General features: G+C 67.7%; 9 protein-coding genes. All 9 read right to left on the bottom strand.

The window, feature by feature from the left end; translation table 11 throughout:
* Window positions 1-95 precede the first annotated feature (95 nt).
* Genes SROT_RS17060 through SROT_RS06720 form a run of 9 tightly spaced genes read right to left on the bottom strand, consistent with a single transcriptional unit; the run spans window position 96 to window position 18,090 of the window.
* Window positions 96-1,814 carry an AMP-binding protein gene (locus SROT_RS17060; RefSeq protein ID WP_013138270.1) on the bottom strand — a complete coding sequence of 573 codons (1,719 nt, stop codon included), beginning with the start codon at window positions 1,812-1,814 and terminating at the stop codon, window positions 96-98.
* The gene (locus tag SROT_RS06760) at window positions 1,811-2,656 is read right to left on the bottom strand and encodes a hypothetical protein (protein ID WP_013138269.1); all 846 of its coding nucleotides are present in this window, start codon (window positions 2,654-2,656) and stop codon (window positions 1,811-1,813) included. The genes SROT_RS17060 and SROT_RS06760 overlap by 4 nt, the downstream gene beginning before the upstream one ends.
* A complete protein-coding gene (locus tag SROT_RS06755) occupies window positions 2,653-3,255 on the bottom strand; it encodes a dTMP kinase (RefSeq protein WP_187288066.1) in 603 nt (200 codons plus the stop codon). The genes SROT_RS06760 and SROT_RS06755 overlap by 4 nt, the downstream gene beginning before the upstream one ends.
* Window positions 3,256-3,266: 11 nt before the next feature.
* Window positions 3,267-5,696, bottom strand: a complete 2,430-nt coding sequence (locus tag SROT_RS06750) for a PEP/pyruvate-binding domain-containing protein (protein ID WP_013138267.1) — start codon at window positions 5,694-5,696, stop codon at window positions 3,267-3,269.
* Window positions 5,693-8,377 carry an aminotransferase class III-fold pyridoxal phosphate-dependent enzyme gene (locus SROT_RS06745; RefSeq protein WP_013138266.1) on the bottom strand — a complete coding sequence of 895 codons (2,685 nt, stop codon included), beginning with the start codon at window positions 8,375-8,377 and terminating at the stop codon, window positions 5,693-5,695. Before SROT_RS06745 ends, SROT_RS06750 begins: the two co-directional genes overlap by 4 nt.
* The gene (locus SROT_RS06735) at window positions 8,374-11,304 is read right to left on the bottom strand and encodes a phosphoenolpyruvate synthase (protein ID WP_013138265.1); all 2,931 of its coding nucleotides are present in this window, start codon (window positions 11,302-11,304) and stop codon (window positions 8,374-8,376) included. Before SROT_RS06735 ends, SROT_RS06745 begins: the two co-directional genes overlap by 4 nt.
* A gap of 13 nt (window positions 11,305-11,317) precedes the next feature.
* Complete coding sequence (locus tag SROT_RS06730; RefSeq protein WP_013138264.1) at window positions 11,318-14,395, bottom strand: non-ribosomal peptide synthetase; 3,078 nt, start codon at window positions 14,393-14,395, stop codon at window positions 11,318-11,320.
* A complete protein-coding gene (locus SROT_RS15615; RefSeq protein ID WP_013138263.1) occupies window positions 14,392-17,058 on the bottom strand; it encodes a beta-ketoacyl synthase N-terminal-like domain-containing protein in 2,667 nt (888 codons plus the stop codon). Before SROT_RS15615 ends, SROT_RS06730 begins: the two co-directional genes overlap by 4 nt.
* Window positions 17,059-17,118: 60 nt before the next feature.
* Entirely contained in the window at window positions 17,119-18,090 is a 972-nt protein-coding gene (locus tag SROT_RS06720) for a UbiA family prenyltransferase (protein WP_013138262.1), read from the bottom strand.

The raw sequence follows: 18,090 nt of genomic DNA, 5'->3' as shown, positions 1-18,090 counted from the left end.
CCGGCATGGTCATCGTCGGCGCGCTCGCCGCCAATCTCGCGCTCGCGCGCATCTGCCGCGCCTTCACCGCCGCGGAGCCGACCGGGAACAAGCGGTCAACCGAGGGCCGCGACGTCGCCGGGACCGGCCTCGACGACGAACCTCTGGCGGGCCAAGGCGCGGCGGACCTTGCCGCTGGTGGTCTTCGGAATGCTGTGCCGGGGCACGAAAACGACCCGTGACACGGCGACACCGGTCTGGGCGCTCACTGCGGCCCGGATAGAACGATCCAGCTCGCGATAGCTGCCGGCTTCTGCCGCGACCTCCACAATGAGGCACAGCTGCTCGGTGCCGCAGGCCGCGTCATGGTCGCCAGTGGCGACGACCGCGCCGGGCACGACGCCGTCGACCGATTGCGCGGCCCGCTCGAAATCGTCCGGGAAGTAGTTGGCGCCCCGGATCACGATGAGATCGCGTTGCCTCCCGGTGATCCGCAAACTCCCGCGCCGCATGTATCCGATGTCGCCAGTGTTCCACCAACCGCCCGGCCGTAAGCAATCCGCCGTGGCCTCAGGCAACTCGTAATAGCCGTCGGTTCGGGACGGCCCTCGGAACTGCACCAGGCCCAGAACGCCGTCGGCGACCGGCCCGTCAGCCTCGTCCACGACCCGGATCTCGGTTCCTCGGACAGCCTGGCCGACTTCCACCACCTCTTGGGCGTCAGGGTCGCCTTGGACGGCGGGCACAGCGCGGCCCTGCGCCGCCAGCGCGCGCCGCGAAACAATATCGGCGCGCAAGGACTCGCTGGGGCTTGCGGCAGTGACAATGAGTGTGGCCTCAGCGAGCCCGTAGCAGGGAACCACCGCGTCAGCCGGCAGCCCGTGGCGGGCGAACCGCTCGGTGAACGCCTCGACGTCGCGGCGGCCGACCGGCTCAGCTCCGCAAAAAATTCTCCGCATGCTGGAGACGTCGACCGCATCGAGCTCGGCCTCCCCGATCCGTGCCGCCGCGTACGCCAAGCCGAAATTCGGAGTGGCGCTGATGCTGCCCCGGTACTCGCCGATGGCGCGGAGCCATTGGGCCGGGCTGCGCAAGAACCGAGCCGGGGGCAAGAAAACGGCGCTGCTCCCGACGAACAACGGCGTCAACAGTCCGCCGATCAACCCCATGTCATGGTAGAGGGGAAGCCAGCCGACCCAGACGTCGTCAACGCCCCAGCGGGCGAACTCCGCTATCTGCTCGCAGTTGGACGCGATGTTCGCGTGCGAGACAACCACCCCCTTGGGGTTGCCGGTCGATCCAGATGTGCACTGGATGAACGCGGGTTCACTCGGTCTCGGGAGCCGGAACTCGTGCAGCGAGGCTCCCGGCTCGCTTGCGCGCCGGAACACGGCTTCGCCGTCCACCACGAGCTCGCCCAGCGAGCCGCGTCGCTGCGCGAGCTCGGCCGCCACCGCCTGCGGCGCCACAATCGCCGCAGGCCGCAAATACCGCGACAGATCCGCGAGGGTCCGCTCGGCCGCTTCCCTTCGCGCGCCAGCGGGCACCGCCACCGGCGCCGGCACGGCGCCGAGCAGCTGGACGGCGAAAAATCCGATCAACGACTCCAGTCGGGTCGGCATCCCCAACAGCACCCGGTCCCCTGCCCGCACGCCGAGGCCGGAGAGCACTGCCGCATACCGCTGGGCTGCTGCCGCGAGCTCGGACACTCCCAGCGCCGCAGTGCTGCGGCCCAGCACGGTTATCGTCCGCTGTGTCCCCCCCAGCGCATGGCTGCGCAACGCGTGCAGCACGCTCGGATGCCGAGGCACGACATCCTCGCCCGTCCCCGTCACGCGAATCCGAGCGCCGCGGCCGCGGCCGCCACGAGCATGTCGGGGCTCGTCTCGTCGCTGGTCTCGATCACATGAAAACGGGTGCCCGGGATCCGTTGCTCGAAAAGGTCGCGCACGGCAAGGTAGCGCTCGCGCAGGAACGCAAGACGTTCCGGAGTCTCATGCGCTTCGATCTGCCCCGACTCCGACCGGGCGGCGCAACGCCGGGCCGCCAGCTCCGGCGGGGCGTCAAGCCACAGCACGTCGTCGGGAAGCGTCGTCTGATAGCGCGCGCCGAACCCTTGGATAGCCGCCTCGGGCCCCTGGCCCACCAGCTCTGCGACGTCGCGCAGCACATCCCACAGCCCGCCCGGGAGCCCCGACCGGGCCGCGTGGCGGCGGTACCAGTCGAGAATCATGTCCATGGTCCCCGGCTCATGCTGGTCCAGCAGCGGGCGAAGCGCCGTTTCATCGTCGGCGGCCATCGGCTGCTGGCTGCCCAATTGGACGTACAGCGGGCCGTAGACCAGGGATTCGACGACCGGGTGCCGCTCGCACACAAGCATATCCGGGCTATAGGACTGGATGAAGAACTGTTCCACTGGCCCGTAGAGCGTCATCTGCAAATAGAGGGCCGAGGCTTTGGCCGCTGGCCGTCCGATCACATCGGCTCCGTCGCTGAATGCTTTCAGCTGTCGCGAGAGCGCCTGCAGCGGAGCATTGCGGGTGTCGTGGAAATCCGGGCACGTGATCGACGCGACATCCATATCCGCGAACGTTGTCTCCCGCAGGCGCTGGATGAACGACGACTTCCCACAGCCATCGACGCCCACCACTGTGACCCGGCGCGGTGTTTGGCTCATGCTGCCCCTTCTTTCTGAAGCTCTCCGAATATCGTGCGGGTGATCTGTTCGGGCTCCGAGCGGCCGTCAAGAGCGGTCCACCGGTGCTCGCGAGCGAGCGCGTCGAGCAACGTCTGGCTGCGGCGCTGGAAATCCAAGAAGCGCCGCGCGTCCCCGTAACCGCTTTCGTAATCGCTGCGACAGGCTTTTCGTGCGGTTGCGACGGCGGGGTCGACCGTCAGGTAGAACGTCCGGTCGGGGCGCGCGAACCCCAACGCCATGGCGCGCACGGCTTCTCGGTCGGCCCCGTGCGCCACTTCTGTGGCGTAGTACTTGTACCAGTAGCCGTCCAGCAGCAGCACGTCCCACACGCCAGCGACAGCGAGGTCCATCGACACCTGTAAGGCGTGGAACAGGAAGTAGGCCCGAGCCGCCGGAGTGAGCATCCCCAGGTAGCGGTACACATCCTCGCGCGAGCGGAAAGCAAGCGCGCCCCTCATGCGCTCGCTGGAAAGCCCGTCCCAAATAGAGACTCGCCCCGCCGCCCGCCCTTGTTCGGCGAACGCCCGCGCGAGCGCAGAAATCTGCGTCGACTTGCCCGAGCCGTCGACACCGGTCACACACACGAATTTCACGAAGCCACCTGTTCCTCGCAATGGTCGAGCAGTTCGACGGTGCCCGCACGCCCGTCGATGCGCACCTGTTGGCCTGAGCGGATCAGCGATGTCGCGTTGGCGACGTTGAGCACAGCGGGAATGCCGTACTCCCGGCTGATCACCGCTGCGTGCGACAGCATGCCGCCGACCTGGGTGACGACGCCGGACACCAGGCCCAACGCCGGGGTCCAACCAGGGTCGGTGTATTGCGTGACGAGGATGTCGCCCGCGCGCAGACTGTCGATCTCGCGCAGAGAATGCACCACCCGTGCCGTGCCTTCGACCTGGCCAGGGCTGCAACCAAGGCCCGTCAGGCAGTCGCCCGTCCCGCGCGCCGCCAGCTCCTGCACGCCGCTGCCCAGCTCGTGCGGCGGCTCGCAGTCCCGGTAGCCGTCGTACAGAGCGCGACGGTACCGCACCGTCGCCGCCACGTCCGAACCCGGAAGATCCGATGCGGACGAGTCAAGTCGCGCGGCAGCCAGATCCGCCAGCTCGCTCGCCGACAGCATGAAAACATCGTCAGGATCCCCGAGCGCTCCGCAGGCGGCCAGGCGCGAACCGGCCTCGACAAGATACGACCGCACGACGGCGTAGGCTTGCGCCGAAAGCTCCCGCATGGCTTCGCGTGCGACAAGATACCGGCGCACCTGGTCCAGCATGCGCTTCAAGGACCGGCTGTAGCGCAGCCTCGCCAAGGGCCGCGCCCGCGCCCGCGCCAAAACTTCCGCGCGCGCCTCGTCATAGCGCTGACGTTGGCGCGCAACGCTCGCGTCCGGGTCCATCGGCTCGACTCCGCTCTCAAGCATCGAACGAATCATCGCGCGCAACCGATCCGGCTCCTCAGACCAGCGCGGACACATGAGCTCCAGCTCGATGTCGGCGTGGAACCCGTGTCTGTCGAGAAAGTGGGCGAACTCCTCCTTCGCAGCAGGGCTGTCGAGGCCCTCATCTCGGCAAACACGGTGCAGGCCGACGATGCCTCGCTGCATATCCATGTGGCTGATATCCGCAAGGCCACCAATGAGATCCGTGACGGCGCTCGTGCCGCCCGTTGCGGCGTCGACGCCGTCCAACAACTTCTTGAAGTCAGACTGCAACACCGTGTTGTTGTAGATCACGCCGAAGTACATCTGCTCGGTGGCCGGATGGAAATCGAGCAGGCATTCGGCGAGGTCCCGCGCGAACTGGCTGTCGGAGGTCTGGGCGAACTCGTCGATCCTGCGCCGCCACGAGCCATGCCGGGACGGCCATTGGCCCGCGAACCGCCGGGCCTGCACAAGTTTTCCCTTGCGCAGGCGAGCAGCCGCGAGCGCGACGGGCACAGCGCGCACGACCGTCGACACGGTCGTCGGCACCAGGACTGGGCCCTCGGGGCCGTATGCCTTGTTGACGCCGAGGTCGGCGTCGAACTCCCGCTCGCTCCAGCCCGGCACCTTGGCAAAGCAGTTCTTGACCGCTGCGACATTCCAGTACGGGCGGCCGTAGAACATGCCGATCCACTCCGGTTCGACTTCGGGCGGCTGCAATCCCAGCTCGACGAAGAACTGCTGCATGGTCGATTGGAACGCATTGCGGTAGAGGGAGTACATCATCGGTGTGCACACCCGCGCCGACACGCCGCCGTCCCGGAAATCGGCGTCGGTGTACTGCCCGCAGTCGGTCCGCCAGCTGATCGCGGTGATGGGCCGCGCCTGCAGAAGCCACACGGCGCCGTCTGTCGCGATGGCCCATTCGATGTCCTGCGGGCGGCCCCGTTGCGCTTGCACCGCGAGCATCAACGCCGCGAGCGCGGCGGCTTCTTCCGCGCTGCAGACAGCGGGCTCGCTCCCCTCGCAGCGCTCCACGATTTCGCCGTCGCGCAGACGGATCGACAGTCGGCTCCCGGTGACATGGCCCGAGACCAGACGCTCCCCCAGCCCGTTGCAGTATTCCACCACGCCAAAGTCCTCGACGCCGCGCAAGGGGTCGATCGTGAAACCCACGCCCGCGATCCGCGCGTCCACTTGGCGCTGCACCAGGACCGACAATTGCCCGGGAGCAGTGCCATGCCCTCGGCGCGAAGAGTACTCCGCCGCGCGCGCGCTGTGCGCCGACTCCCGGCAGTCGGCGATGCGCTGGCGCAGCGTCTGGACATCCTGGACGTTCAGGTACGACTCGTACATGCCGGCGAAACTCGCGTCGTCGAGGTCTTCGGCGGCTCCGCTTGAGCGGACGGCCACGGGAAAGCCGCCGATGCGCCCGACCAAGTCCTGCAGCTGGGCGTCGTCCGGCGCTTCGGTTCCGGGCGCCAGCACGAATCCTGGCGGCACGTGGAACCCGGAGACAGCCAGCTCGTGCAGCGCGGCAGCTTTCGTCCCGGCTTCGGCGGCCGAGAAATCGTTGGAGCCAAGGAACATAAATTTCATACGGAGATTCCGATCTTTCGGGTGTCCACGAACTCAAAACCGTGCCGGGCGGCGAGGCAAGCCGCGGATCGCACACTGTCAGCAGTGAGCGGTCCGTGCGACGCCACCCCGGCGTCCGGCTCGAACCCCAACAACATGGTCTCGGCCATGCAGGCGTAGACCACGCCGGGCGCAAGCCCTGTGCCTTCGAACACGACGCGCTGCCGCATCGGGAGGCACATGCGCCCTCCTGCGTACCAACGCACATGCGCGAGCCCGGCCACAGGCAACGCGACATCGCCAGGCACCGCGAGGTCGTACACCAGCCTCGGCGTTCCGGGGGGCAAGTGTTGTGGCTGGACAATCGGGTGCGGCGAGTTGCTGGCAGTCACGACCACATCGCAACCGCGCAGAACTTCTATGTCCTCGCTGACCTGCACACATGTGGTCGCGCTCAACGAGTCGCCGAGGCGGCGCAGTCGCCGGGCCGACCCTGGCCTGCCCACCAGCACCAAAGTGTCGGCCGTTTCGGCCAACAACTGGGCCAGCACCTCGCCAATGTTGCCCAACGCGCCCACCACCGCCACCCGGATCCCGTCCGCCGAGCCCGCACGGTCATCGGCGAAACGCCGGACCGCCTGCCACGCGCAGGCCGCCGCGAGCGAGTTTCCCGACGTGACGAGCAGGCCGTCTTCAACGATGTCGCGCGCCGATCCGGTGACAATGGAGGTGTACGCGCCGAGTCCGACCACGGAGGCTCCCAGACTTGCCGCCAATGCGACCGCTTCGAGAACCACGCCGCTCAGCCAGGGCCGCTCCCCCGCGTGCAACAGGCGCGAGGCCTGCGCGGCGGAGAACGGGACCCCGATCACCGAGACTTCCAGCGGGCCCGCGACAGGCGAGGACACGGTGTGCCGAGACACTTCGAAGGGTTTGAGCTCGCCCAGCATGCGGTCGAGCGCCGCCGCGCATTGCGCGTCGGTCCACGAAGCCAGCTCCGGGGCAAGGAGGCGCACAGTGCTCGGGCCTTCCAAGTTCGCCAAAAAAGCCGCTCGGCGCACTGTTCCCTGAGGCCGCGGCGCAGAGCGCGCAAGCGCGCGGCGCGGACGCCGGGGCGGGCGCCAACGTCCGACAGGCGGGCGGGCCAAGTGGCTCAGCAGGCCCGCGTAGTCGCGGCTGCTGAGCCGCGCGGCGGTCTCGTCGAGTGCCCCGACGAGCTGCGCGCGGTCCTCGTCGTTCAGGTACGCCGACGGCTCGATGCGCAGCGTCAGCGGAGCCGACAACGTCGGCAGCACCCGGACCGCGTGGCGCTCAAGCAGATAACCGGAGACGATGTAGCCCCATCCGTCGGATCCGACGAGCCCGCGGAGCAGCGGCGAGTCCGCCTGCGCCGGGCGCAATTCGAGTCCGAGCAGCAGGCCTCGGCCGCGCAATTCTGCGAACACCGTCGGCCAACGCTCGACGAGCTGGCTCAGATCCGCGTGCAACGCGTCGGCCAAGACAGGCAGGGAAGGAGCCAGACCTGCGAGCAAGTCGAGCGCCGTCAGCGCCACAACAGCCGACAGGTCGTCGTCGGCGAAGGTCGACGTGTGGTACCTGCCGAAGTCGTCCACGTACCGATGTTGTTCGACAAGCATCGCGGACAACTTGGCCACACCGCCGCCGAGCGACTTGGCCAGCAAATAGTAGTCGGCAGCCACGCCGGACTGCTCCGAGGCAAGAAACGCGCCGGTCCGCCCCATGCCCGTTTGGATCTCGTCGAACACCAGCGCCGCCCCGTGCCGGTCCGCCAGTTCGCGCATCGCCCGCAGCACGGCCGCAGGCACCTCGCGCACGCCGCCCTCGCCGAGGATCGGTTCGACGAAGCACGCGGCCAGCGTCGAGATGCGCTCCTCGGACAACGACGGTCGGCCCCGCGCGTCGAAGTCGGCGAGCACGACCGTGCGCATTTCGGAGTCAGCGGCGCGGACGATCTCATCGGGGCTCCACGAGTCGAGGCGCACCCGGCGAGGACCCGGCACACGGAACCCGTCCCCGGCGTCGACTGTTTCGGTCAGAATCGCCGCACCCGCAGTCTTGCCGTGGAAAGCGCCGCCCAACGAGGCGAACGATGGCGCGGCGATCCGCAAGGCCTGCACCGCCGCCATCGAATTGGCCAACACGTCGTCCCAGCGCTCCCCGCCGCCCGCGCCTGGGGCTCGTTGGCCGCCGACGTGCTCGCGGCGGACCCAGCGCGCCGCCCGTTCCAGCCGCTCCTGCGCAGAATCCAGCCGTCGGACACGTTCGGCCACAGCGTGTTTCATCGCCGCTTCGACAGCATCCGCGCCGGTGCAGCCGAACGTCACGACGTACGAGCGGCCCGTCGTCTCGCCCACAAGCCCGGAGAGACGCGCGGCCAGCCTCGCCGACGACATCCGCACACTGGCTTGGGCGTTCACAGGCGTCGCGCCCTGCAACGCTTGGACGAGGGCGGCCACGAGCCGGGGGTGGTTATGGCCGAACAAGCTGGCCCCGTAGCCGCCCACCATGTCCAAGACCGGACGCTGCGCGTGCGGGTCGTCGGCCCGGCACAGACGGTCGCCCTGCGCGGACGAATAGGCGACGTCGAGGCCGCACGCCCGCAGCACGCGGGACACTGCGGGGCGCACATGCTCCGCATACGCATTGGCGTCCGCAAGAAACGACTCGTGTTCGGCGGTCATAAATCGGCAATGCCGCTCATTGACGCGCCGCCGATATGCTCGACGATATCGCGCACCGTCACCAACGTTTCGGCTTCCTCGTCGTCAATCTCTATGCCGAATGCGACTTCGAGATCGGCCACGAGCTCTGCGGCTCGCACCGAGTCCATCCCGTAGTCCAACAGCGGCACACCGTCGTCGACTTCCGTGATTTCGAGCCGCGCCCGCACCAATTCCCGGACCAACGCAGCGATGTCGAGCTGGTGCCCGCCCTCGGGCTCCGCGACGGCTCCGCCGAGCCGCCATACCGTGCCGGTGCCGCCGTCCAGCCGCACCCGCTCGCCGCCGGTGATGCCGCGCATCAGCCCAGGCACACCCACGACAGCGGGAATGCCCAGTTCACGGGCGAGGACCGCAGAGTGCGAGAGGGTGCTCCCGCGCTCGACCAGCAACCCCGCCAATCCTGGGAACAATGGTCCCCATCCTGGGTCAGTGCGCACGGTGACCAGGATCTTGCCGCGCACGTTCAGATCGTCCAAGGGGCTGAGCACGACCTGGGTCTGGCCTTCGACCACTCCGGGGCAGCACCCGACCCCGCGCAGCACCTGGCCGTCGGAGCTGGCTCGCGGCGCGGCAGGCGTGGACCGGCGCCCGGTATACGGGGAGCCGAAGGTCACGAACTGATTCTGTGGCTCCTCGTCCTCGTATTCGGCGAACTCGGCGGCCCGCAAGCGCGCGAGCTCGGCCAGCCGTGTCGTCACCGCCCGGCCCTCGGCGAAAGCGGAGATTTCATCCATGGAGAGGTAGAAGACCTGCCGAGGATCGTCCAGACAGCCTGCCGCGTGCAGCAACTGCCCCACCTTGGTGTAGAGCAACCGCCCGACGCCGATCAGCCGGGTGCGGGTAAAGCGCATGCTCTCCCGCGAGCGCACCGCGTCACGAGCGCTCGCCAGCACCCGCCCCAACCGCCAGCGGCGGAACCTGGGCAATCCGGACAGCACCTGCTCCTCGAACTTTTTCTGCCGCGCGTGCTGCGACTTCTCGAACGCCACAGGGTCCAAATCGGGGTCAGCGATGTAGTTGCGCAAAATCTTGGCGAGGAAGGACCGGTCCTGGCGCAGTGAGATCGTCTCCAGCTTCTGCTCGCCCATGCACCGGTCGCCGTAGCGCTCGACGAACACGTCGAGTTGCGCGCCGATCTGCGGAGCCAGCTCGCAGAGCTTCTCAAGGGCCGACAACGGCTCCGCGTCGTTCAGCGTCGCCGCCCAGCGCTCGTCGCGTTGGATCTGGAGCGCGATCCGCATCAACTGCAACGTCGGCTCGATGGATTCGATGGCCTCGTGCGCCGCGAGCAGACCCGCAACGGTCTCGTCCGTGTTCGCGGCTCCGCTGCGGCCGATCATGCGGCGCACACGCCCGGCTTGGATGCTGAGGAAGAAATCATTGAACATCGGTATCGCCCAACGGTCGAACAGTCGTAGCGCTTCCTCGGCGATGGCGAGCAGTTCGGCGAGATCGCGCGCGTTCTCGCCGCGCTCGCGCAATTGGAGCAGCCCGGCGTTGGCGTCGCGCTGGAAGTTGCGGATCGATCTTCGGCGCACGCAGATCCGCCAGATCCACCCGACCGCGACGGGCAGGAGGCTCTGCGCCTTGCGGAATTTCTCACGCTTGGTCAGCTGCTGGTCGCTAATGAATTCGACGGGGTTCTGCACGCCGAGCATCTTCTCGGCGTCCTCTTTCTTGCGGTCGAAAGAAGGAGCCAATTGCAAGACGCGGTACCAGTTGTTGATGTTGTAGTAGACCCTGCCGGACACCAAGCCCACCATGTTGCGCAGCATGGGCTCGTAGTCCCTGATCTTCTTCGCCCGAACGCCGAGCAAGCGCAGTGTCTCTCGGAAAATAGCGCGATACACAGCCGAAGCCCACGAGAACGTCAGCGGCAACGTGACGCCGTTGAAGCTCTCCTGGATATTGCTGTTGTCCCACACCGTCTGCCAATCGCCCAGAGGGGCCGATCGCAGCGTGGTGATGGGACGGGTTTGCAGCAGGACAAGTTCGTCCCCTCGGAAAGTCCACTCGATGTCCTGCGGACTGCCCAGGGCAGACGCGACCGCGAGGCCCGTTCTCGCGAGTTCCTCGGTCTGCGCGGGGGTCAGACACCGAAGGTCTCGGCGGCCCGCAGGCACGGCGACCTGCTTGGTGCCCTGCCCATCAGCGCGCACAACCATCACGTCCTTGTCCGCGATCGTCGCCGAAATCTCATATCCTTCGTGCGAGACCAGGAATTCGTCGGTGTTGCAGGAGCCGTCCACCACGCCTTCGCCAAGCCCCCAGCACGCGCTGATGAGCATCTCGTCGGCGGCCTCCGTGACAGGATTCCGCGTGAACATGACGCCCGAGACATCGCCGGTCGCCATGTGCTGGACGACAACGCCGACGCCGACGGAGTCGTCGTTGCGGCCCGAGGCCCGCCGGTACGCCAGCGCCCGCTCGCTGAAAGCAGAGGCCCAGCACGCCCGAATGGCGTCGGCGACCTGGTCTAGCCCCTGCCGGTACAAGTAACTGGTGTAGACGCCCGCGAACGAGTGGTCTGCTCCGTCCTCCCCCGTGGCCGAACTGCGCACGGCGAGCGGCTCCGCGCTGTCGAGGAACGTCCGCAGAGCCTCACCGACCGCCGGGTCCAGCGGATAGTCGCAGATGGCCTGTTGCAGCGCGCGCGCAGCAGCCCCAGATGCCTCGCCCCGCAGTCCGGCGCACACAAGCTCCGCGGCCTGTTCCGCCAGGCCCGCCTGGCACAGATGCGCCTGGAAAGCCTCGACGCCGAGCACCGCCCAATGCGGCACCCGCGCACCAGCGCTCTCCAATCGCGCCAGGCCCATCGCTTTGCCGCCGACCCGGTCCACACCAGCGGCGAGCACGTCGCCGGACCTCAACAGTGCGCTGCTCAAAAACCATGCCTCCTCATTGGGCGGCCACCCGCGTCACACGGTGCCGTTCGTGCAGTAATGCCGCTGTGGCGGCCGGGGTGCAGTGCTCGAACAGATCGATCACGTCCAGCTCGTCCACGCCGAACCTGCTTCGGATCTCCCGGCTCACCCGCAACAACGACGCGGACGTGCCGCCCACGTCGAAGAACCGCGACGCAGGGGTGAACTCGTCGTGGTCGAGGACGTCGGCCCATAGCCGCATGACCTCGGCGACCAGGTCCTGGTCCCGGCTCTCCGACCCGTTTTCCGAGCGTCGTTCCGCTTCTGCCTCCAGCAGGGCCGCCACCGCGATGCGGTCGGTCTTGCCATTGGCGTTCAGCGGCAACGCCTCCACGGCGACGATCCGCCCAGGAACCATGTAGGACGGCAGCCGCGACCGGATGTGCTCGCGCGCGCGGTGCACGTCGCCGCCCGGCGCGAGGACCACGAACGCTGCGAGCTCACGGGCGACCCCCTCTCCATTGGCGGTCGCGCACACCCCTGCGACCTCGCCAGAGTCCAAGAGCGTCCGCTCGATCTCGCCGAGCTCCACCCGGTGCCCGCGCACTTGCACCTGCGAATCGATGCGGTCGAGGTACACCAGTTCGCCGCCCGGCCCGACCATGGCGAGATCGCCGGTGAGGTACATCCGCTGACCCTCGACAGCCACCACCCGCTCACGGGTCAGCGCCTCCTGGCCCAAGTACCCTCGCATCACGCTCACCCCGCCAATGGCGATCTCGCCCGCGCACCCTCGGGGCACTACCCTGCGCTCGCCGTCCACCACCGCGAGCGAGGTGTCGGCGAGCGGCACGCCGATCACAGAAGCCTCAGGCCAGACACGCTGGTCGCGCGGGAGCTGGTAGAACGTCGAGTGGATCGTCGTCTCGGTGATGCCGTACAGGTTGATGAGCCGGACCTGCGGGTGGGCTCGGGCGAAATCACGGAGGATGTGAAAATCCAGGCGCTCCCCGCAGAACACCACGCTGCGCAAATCGTGCCGGGTTCCCGCCGCCAGACGAGGGCCCAACAGCTCGAACGCGGACGGCGTTTGGCCGAGGATCTGGACGCCCGACCGGGAGACGAACGCAGCCATCCGGTCCGGATCGGCCCGCTCCTCAACTTCCGGAATGCACAGCACGCCGCCGAAAAGCAGGGAGCCGAATATCTCCCACACCGATATGTCGAAGGCATAGGAATGGTAGAGGCACCATCGGGAGTCCCGCATCGGCATCGCTTCAGCCAGGGATTTCAGCGAGCTCGTCGTGGCCTCGTGCGAAACCGGAACGCCCTTGGGGCGGCCGGTGGTGCCCGAGGTGAACATCACGTACGCGGCGTCCTGCGGGCCCGCCGGTCGAGGCGCCCCGAGCCGCCCGGGATCCCCGGCCCACGACCGCAATCCTGGTATTTCGAGCCATGGACTCGGCAGATTTCCAGCGACGACCAAACCGTCGCACGTCCGCACAATGGACTCCACTCGTGCGGCTGGCAGGTCCGGCGGCAGCGGCAGGTACGCCAAGCCCGCCTTGAGAATGCCCAGCATCATCGTGATGAGCTCGATGGACGGCCGCATGCAGAGGCCCATGTGCGGCCCAGGGGCCGCGGCGGCGATCTGAGCGGCCACCGCGTCGGACGCCGCGTCCAGTTCGGCATAGGTGATGCTGCGGCTGCCGCACTCGACGGCGACGGCTTCTCGGGAACGGGCGACCGCCGCCGAAAACTCCTCGGTCACCGTGCGGGGCGGCGTGAAGGACCGCCGAGCCGGGTAACGGCTCGCGCAGGCAGCCGACCTCGTCCACCCCAGCAGGTCGAGCGGGACGTCGGTCTGCCGCGAAGCCTGCTCGACAATCGCCCAGTACATGTCTGCGAAGTCAATGTCGGGCACACAGCGCGCCCGCTCGACGATGAGCGTCACCTCGTCGCCGTCCACCTCGATCGCCAGGCCGAGCGGATACTGGATGTACTCGCGGCCGACCTGGACGGGCACCGCCTTCGCCCCGTTGAACACGGGGGCAAGCGGACGCGGGTACAGCGTGAAGTTCGCCGAGGGCATGGTGGCGTTGACGTCGGCGCCTTTGAACACGCCGCGCGCCACATCTGCGACCGAGCACGATTCGTACTTCAGAAGCGATTCGACCTGTCGGTCGACGTCCGCGCACAGCTCGGCGAATGTCGCGCAACTCTCCAGGTCCACACGCACCGGCAGCGTGTTCATCATGAGCCCGCGAGTCGCGGCGCTTTCCCCGGAGCGCCGGTTCGACAGCGGTGTCGCGATCGCGACGACGCGCTGCCGGGAAAGGCACGCGACCATCAGCCCATACGCGGCCAACAGCACAGAGAACCGGCGAACTGCCAGTTGCGCCGCGATCTGGCCCGCCTGCTGATACTGGTGGGCCGCCGTCGCATACCGCTGCACAACGCCCGCTATGCGACCGGACGCATCGCGCCGCTCCCAGCCGCCGATCGCCAAGCTGTCGACTCCGGCGAACAAGTCCTCGAAGTATTCGCGCAGTTCATCCTGCGGCGCCTCGCTCGGCGCGCACGCCGAAGAAGGCGATTTCGTGTACGGCAGCGGCGCGTCGATATTCTCGTATTTCCGGTCGAAGTCCTCGACGAGCTGGTAGAAGCCGAACGCGTCGCACGTCAAGTGCGAACCGGTGAAGGCGAAGTACACATCCTCGCCCACAGTCGCCACTTCCACCTGGAACAGCGGCCAGACGCCGACGTCCACCGGGGTGTCCGCCCGAGCCCGGACAGCCGATTGGAGCTGCGCGAACGTGGTGTAGCTGGCGACCGGGCACTCGCATCGACCCCAGGACAGCTCGGCGAAGACCTGGCCGTCCGCGTCCGCGCGGAACACCTCGTTGAAGGACTCGTGCTCCTGAAACGCGCGGCATATAGCGCGGGCCAGCCGATGCGGATCAGTGCCCTCGGCACATTTGCACAGCAAAGCGTAGTTCGCGGACGGATCGCTCGGACGCAGCTGCGCGGCGAGCATCAGCCGCCGTTGCGCCGGAGTCGCCCGCAGCGAACGCACGTTGACGGGCACCGAGCCACTCGCTTCAGCGCTCATGCGTTCCTCCCGAGGACTTCTGGCAACCTCGCGGCAAGGACCTCCAAGCATTGCGGCTCGACGAACAACGCGTAATGGTCGCCTGGAACATTGATGACCTGCAGCGGCTGCGCGCTATAGCGCTGCCACGCGCTCGCGGGCAGCGCGTCGACGCCCAGCCATTGGAGGCTCTGCTGGGGAAGCGCCTCCTGGCTGCGGAAGAGCGTGATCGGACACGAAAGAACTGCCTCCGGTTTATGCCGGACCAAAGCCTGGTGGTTCGCTCGCCAGAAACGGACGAAATCTTGGTAGAGGACGCCAGCGGCGGACCCTTGGTCGCCCAGCATGCGGGAGAACGCGCCCAGCTGGTCCTCCGGCGCGCTCTGGCGCACGGCGCTCTGCACCATCAGCGCGACGGCTTTGTCGTACTCCTCGCCTGTGGTGTCGGCTCCTCGGTACCCGTGCGGCGCGATGCTGTCGAACAGCACCACCCGACGCGGCTGAACGCCCGCGCGCTCCAACTGGATCGCCATCTCCAATCCCACGTTGCCGCCGAACGAGTATCCGCCCAGCACCAGCTGGCCGCCGAGCAGGCCGCGCCGGTCGAGGACCTCGATATTGCGCGCCGCGATGTCCTCGATCGTGCTGGCGGTGTCGCGAAGGTTCGCCCGGAACGCGTTGACTCCCAGCTTTGGGCACACGCGGCTCAACGCCGAATAGCAGAAGTTCGCCCCTCCGGCGGGGGGATGCCAGTACACGTCGCCAGGCGGGCCGAACGTGATAATCGGGTCGGTGTCGTGGACCGTCGAAACTGCTTGGCGCACAAGCTCGTCCGCGAGCTTGCCGACCGTGCTGAGCCCGTCGAGCCTGGTGAAGTCCACGACGAAGCCGAACTCGGCCGTCACTTTGGCGACAATTGCCACAAGCCCGATGGACTCGCCTCCTGCGGCGAAAAAATCGTCCTCCTCCCCGACGGGAGGTCCCAGCTCGTCTTCGACGTGCCGCATGAACGACGCACGCACCTGCGCGGCGCGCGGCGCCGGGGTCCGTTCAGCCCCTCCGGGCTCGGAGACGGCGCCGGAGGAGCTGAGCGGTGCCTCCTCCAACGGTGTGGGAGGCAACCAGACGCGCCGCCCCGGCACAGCGGCGATCGTCTCCCGCGCCACGCCGAAATCTTGTGCCGCAAGCTCGTCGGCGAGCTCCGCCGAATCGCGCGCGCGCACCTCGCGCACCAGGCCGCCGACAGATCGCCGAGCGAGCGTCGCCGCGACGTCGGCAGGGTGAATGTCGGGACGTTCGCGCAGATACCTCGACAACCGGGAGCCGAACCTGGCCAGCGATCTTTCCGAACGGGCGTTGAACCGCACCGGCACAGCGCAGCCGTCAGCCTGGCCCGCGCGCACCGGGCTGATTTCACCGTCGCGGGGGCCGCGAAGCACGACATGCGCGTTCGTCCCTCCCATGCCGAAGGCGCTCACCGCGGCCCAGGAATGCTCGGGGAACTGCCTCGGCTCGGTGGGGATGACGAAACGGCCAGCGGCCAAGGGCACGAATTCGCTGGGCCCGGTGAAATTGATCTGAGGGAACACGGTGCCTCCATGGACGACCAGCACGGCCTTGACCAGTCCCACCGCGCCAGCAGCGACGTCGAGATGCCCATAATTGGCCTTCAACGAGCCGAGGCAGCAGTCGGGCGAGGCACCCGGGCCTGCGCCGTAGGCACGGGTCAGCGCGCGGAACTCGATAGGGTCGCCCATCGGTGTGCCGGTGCCGTGCGCCTCCACGTACCGGATGTCGCCGACAGCCACGCCCGAACGCGCCACAGCACTGGCGATGAGCTCCTCTTGGCCTTGCGGAGAGGGCGCGGTGAACCCCATTCGCCGGTCGCCGTCATTGTTGACCGCACTGCCGGAGATCACCGCGAGGACCGGATCGCCATCGGCGAGCGCGTCGTCGAGTCGGCGCAACACCACGAGCGCCCCGCCGTTGCCCTTGACAAAGCCGTCCGCCCCGCGATCGAACGGGCGGCATTGGCCTGTCGGCGACAACACCCCGCCTTCTTGATGGAGGTACCCCCGGTTTTGCGGCAAAGTCACCGAAACGCCGCCAGCAATGGCGGCGTCCGCATCGCCGAACGCCAGTCCTGCGCAGGCTTGGTGGACAGCGACGAGCGCGCTGGAGCAGGCGCTCTGAACAGTCACCGCAGGCCCGGTCAATCCCAGCTTGTGCGCAATCCGCGCGCTGCAGAAGTCCGTGTCGTTCGCGAGCATCGCCGAATAGTCGACGGCCAAGGGGCCAGAAGCCTGCTGCCGGGCAGGCGCATCGGGGCGCCGGCTCGACTGTGTCGCCGACACATAGACCCCGATTCGCCTCATCTCCGGATCGAAGGCGCAGGACTGCAGCGCTTCATAGGCAAGAGTGAGCAGCAGGCGCTGCTGCGGGTCCAACGAGGCAGCTTCACCCGAGGTCATGCTGAAGAACTCGCGGTCGAACAGCTCTGCGGACTCGACCACCGAAGCCACCGGCACATACCTGGGATCGTGGACCGTCGGGCCTTTCCCGTCGTCTGAGGACGGCGGGACGGCGCAGAGCCCGGACTGCCCCGCGAGCAACGCCCGGCGAAACTCATCAATGTCGCAGACGCCCGGCAACCGGATCGACGCCCCGACTATCGCGAACTCCATAGTTGCAGCCTCACCCATCCGATTCACTGTCCTACCGCTCAACCAAAAGACCTGTGGCGCCTATCGGCCCACGAGCATCGCGGCCACCAAGACGACCTGGCCAAGCACCATCACGCTGCTCGACAGCTCAGCCACGAGCTTCGCCCGTCGCCGCGACGGGCTGGCCGCGAACAGCCCAGCCGCCGGGACAAGGCACAGCGCCGCCACGCCGACGCATGCCGCATATGCCCAGCGCGATCCGTAACCGAGCACCCAGAGCACGACCATCTCCAACACGGTGGTCAGCACTGCCAGCAGGATCATCGAAAACACGGCTCCGCCGAGACCGAGCGAATGCGCCCACGACACACGGGGCTTGGTGTAGTCGACGACGGTGGAGCGCTCGTCCTCAGGGGCGCGCGACTTTCGGGCGAACTCCAGCAGCAGCGGCCCCACGATCCAAAGCACCACCAGCCACCCCGCCGACCACGGCAGCCGGTGCTCCTTGGCCCCCATTTGCGCGATCCAGAGCGAACCGAGCCCCCAGAACGGCAAGAACGTGAACGCCAGCAACACCCGGCGCTCCTCGATCCACCGCATCGTCTCCGGGTGGCGCATCATCCAAAATTGGTAGATGTTGTTGGAGACGACCGTGACCAACCACCACAGTGTCACCAGGCCCAGTCCTCGGTCGATGTACAGCGAGCCAAGGAGGGACGCCACGACGCAGCCAAGGCCGAGCACTTTGAGATGGCGGAGGGTGATAAGACCCCGCTGCAGCACCCGTTCGGGATAGTGCAGACTGTCGTGCTCGAAATCTTTGTGGTCGTCGAGAGCGCGGGCGGCGAACGTGTACGCCACGAAGGCCACAAAGCCCACTGCCGCGTCGGCGTTCACCGTCGGCCGGACCCCGATGAACGCCTGGCCTGCGAGGAAGGCAGAGAGGAACAGCGGGAGCTGGCCCACTACCTGGTACGCCGGGAAGCGCTCGTTGAGGTAGGCTCCCAGCCGCAGCAGGAACCACTGCTGCTCGGTTTGCTCGCTTGAATTCAT

Origin of the sequence: Segniliparus rotundus DSM 44985 (assembly GCF_000092825.1) — a bacterium.
Lineage (GTDB): Bacteria > Actinomycetota > Actinomycetes > Mycobacteriales > Mycobacteriaceae > Segniliparus > Segniliparus rotundus.
This window is presented reverse-complemented; position numbering and strand designations above follow the sequence as displayed.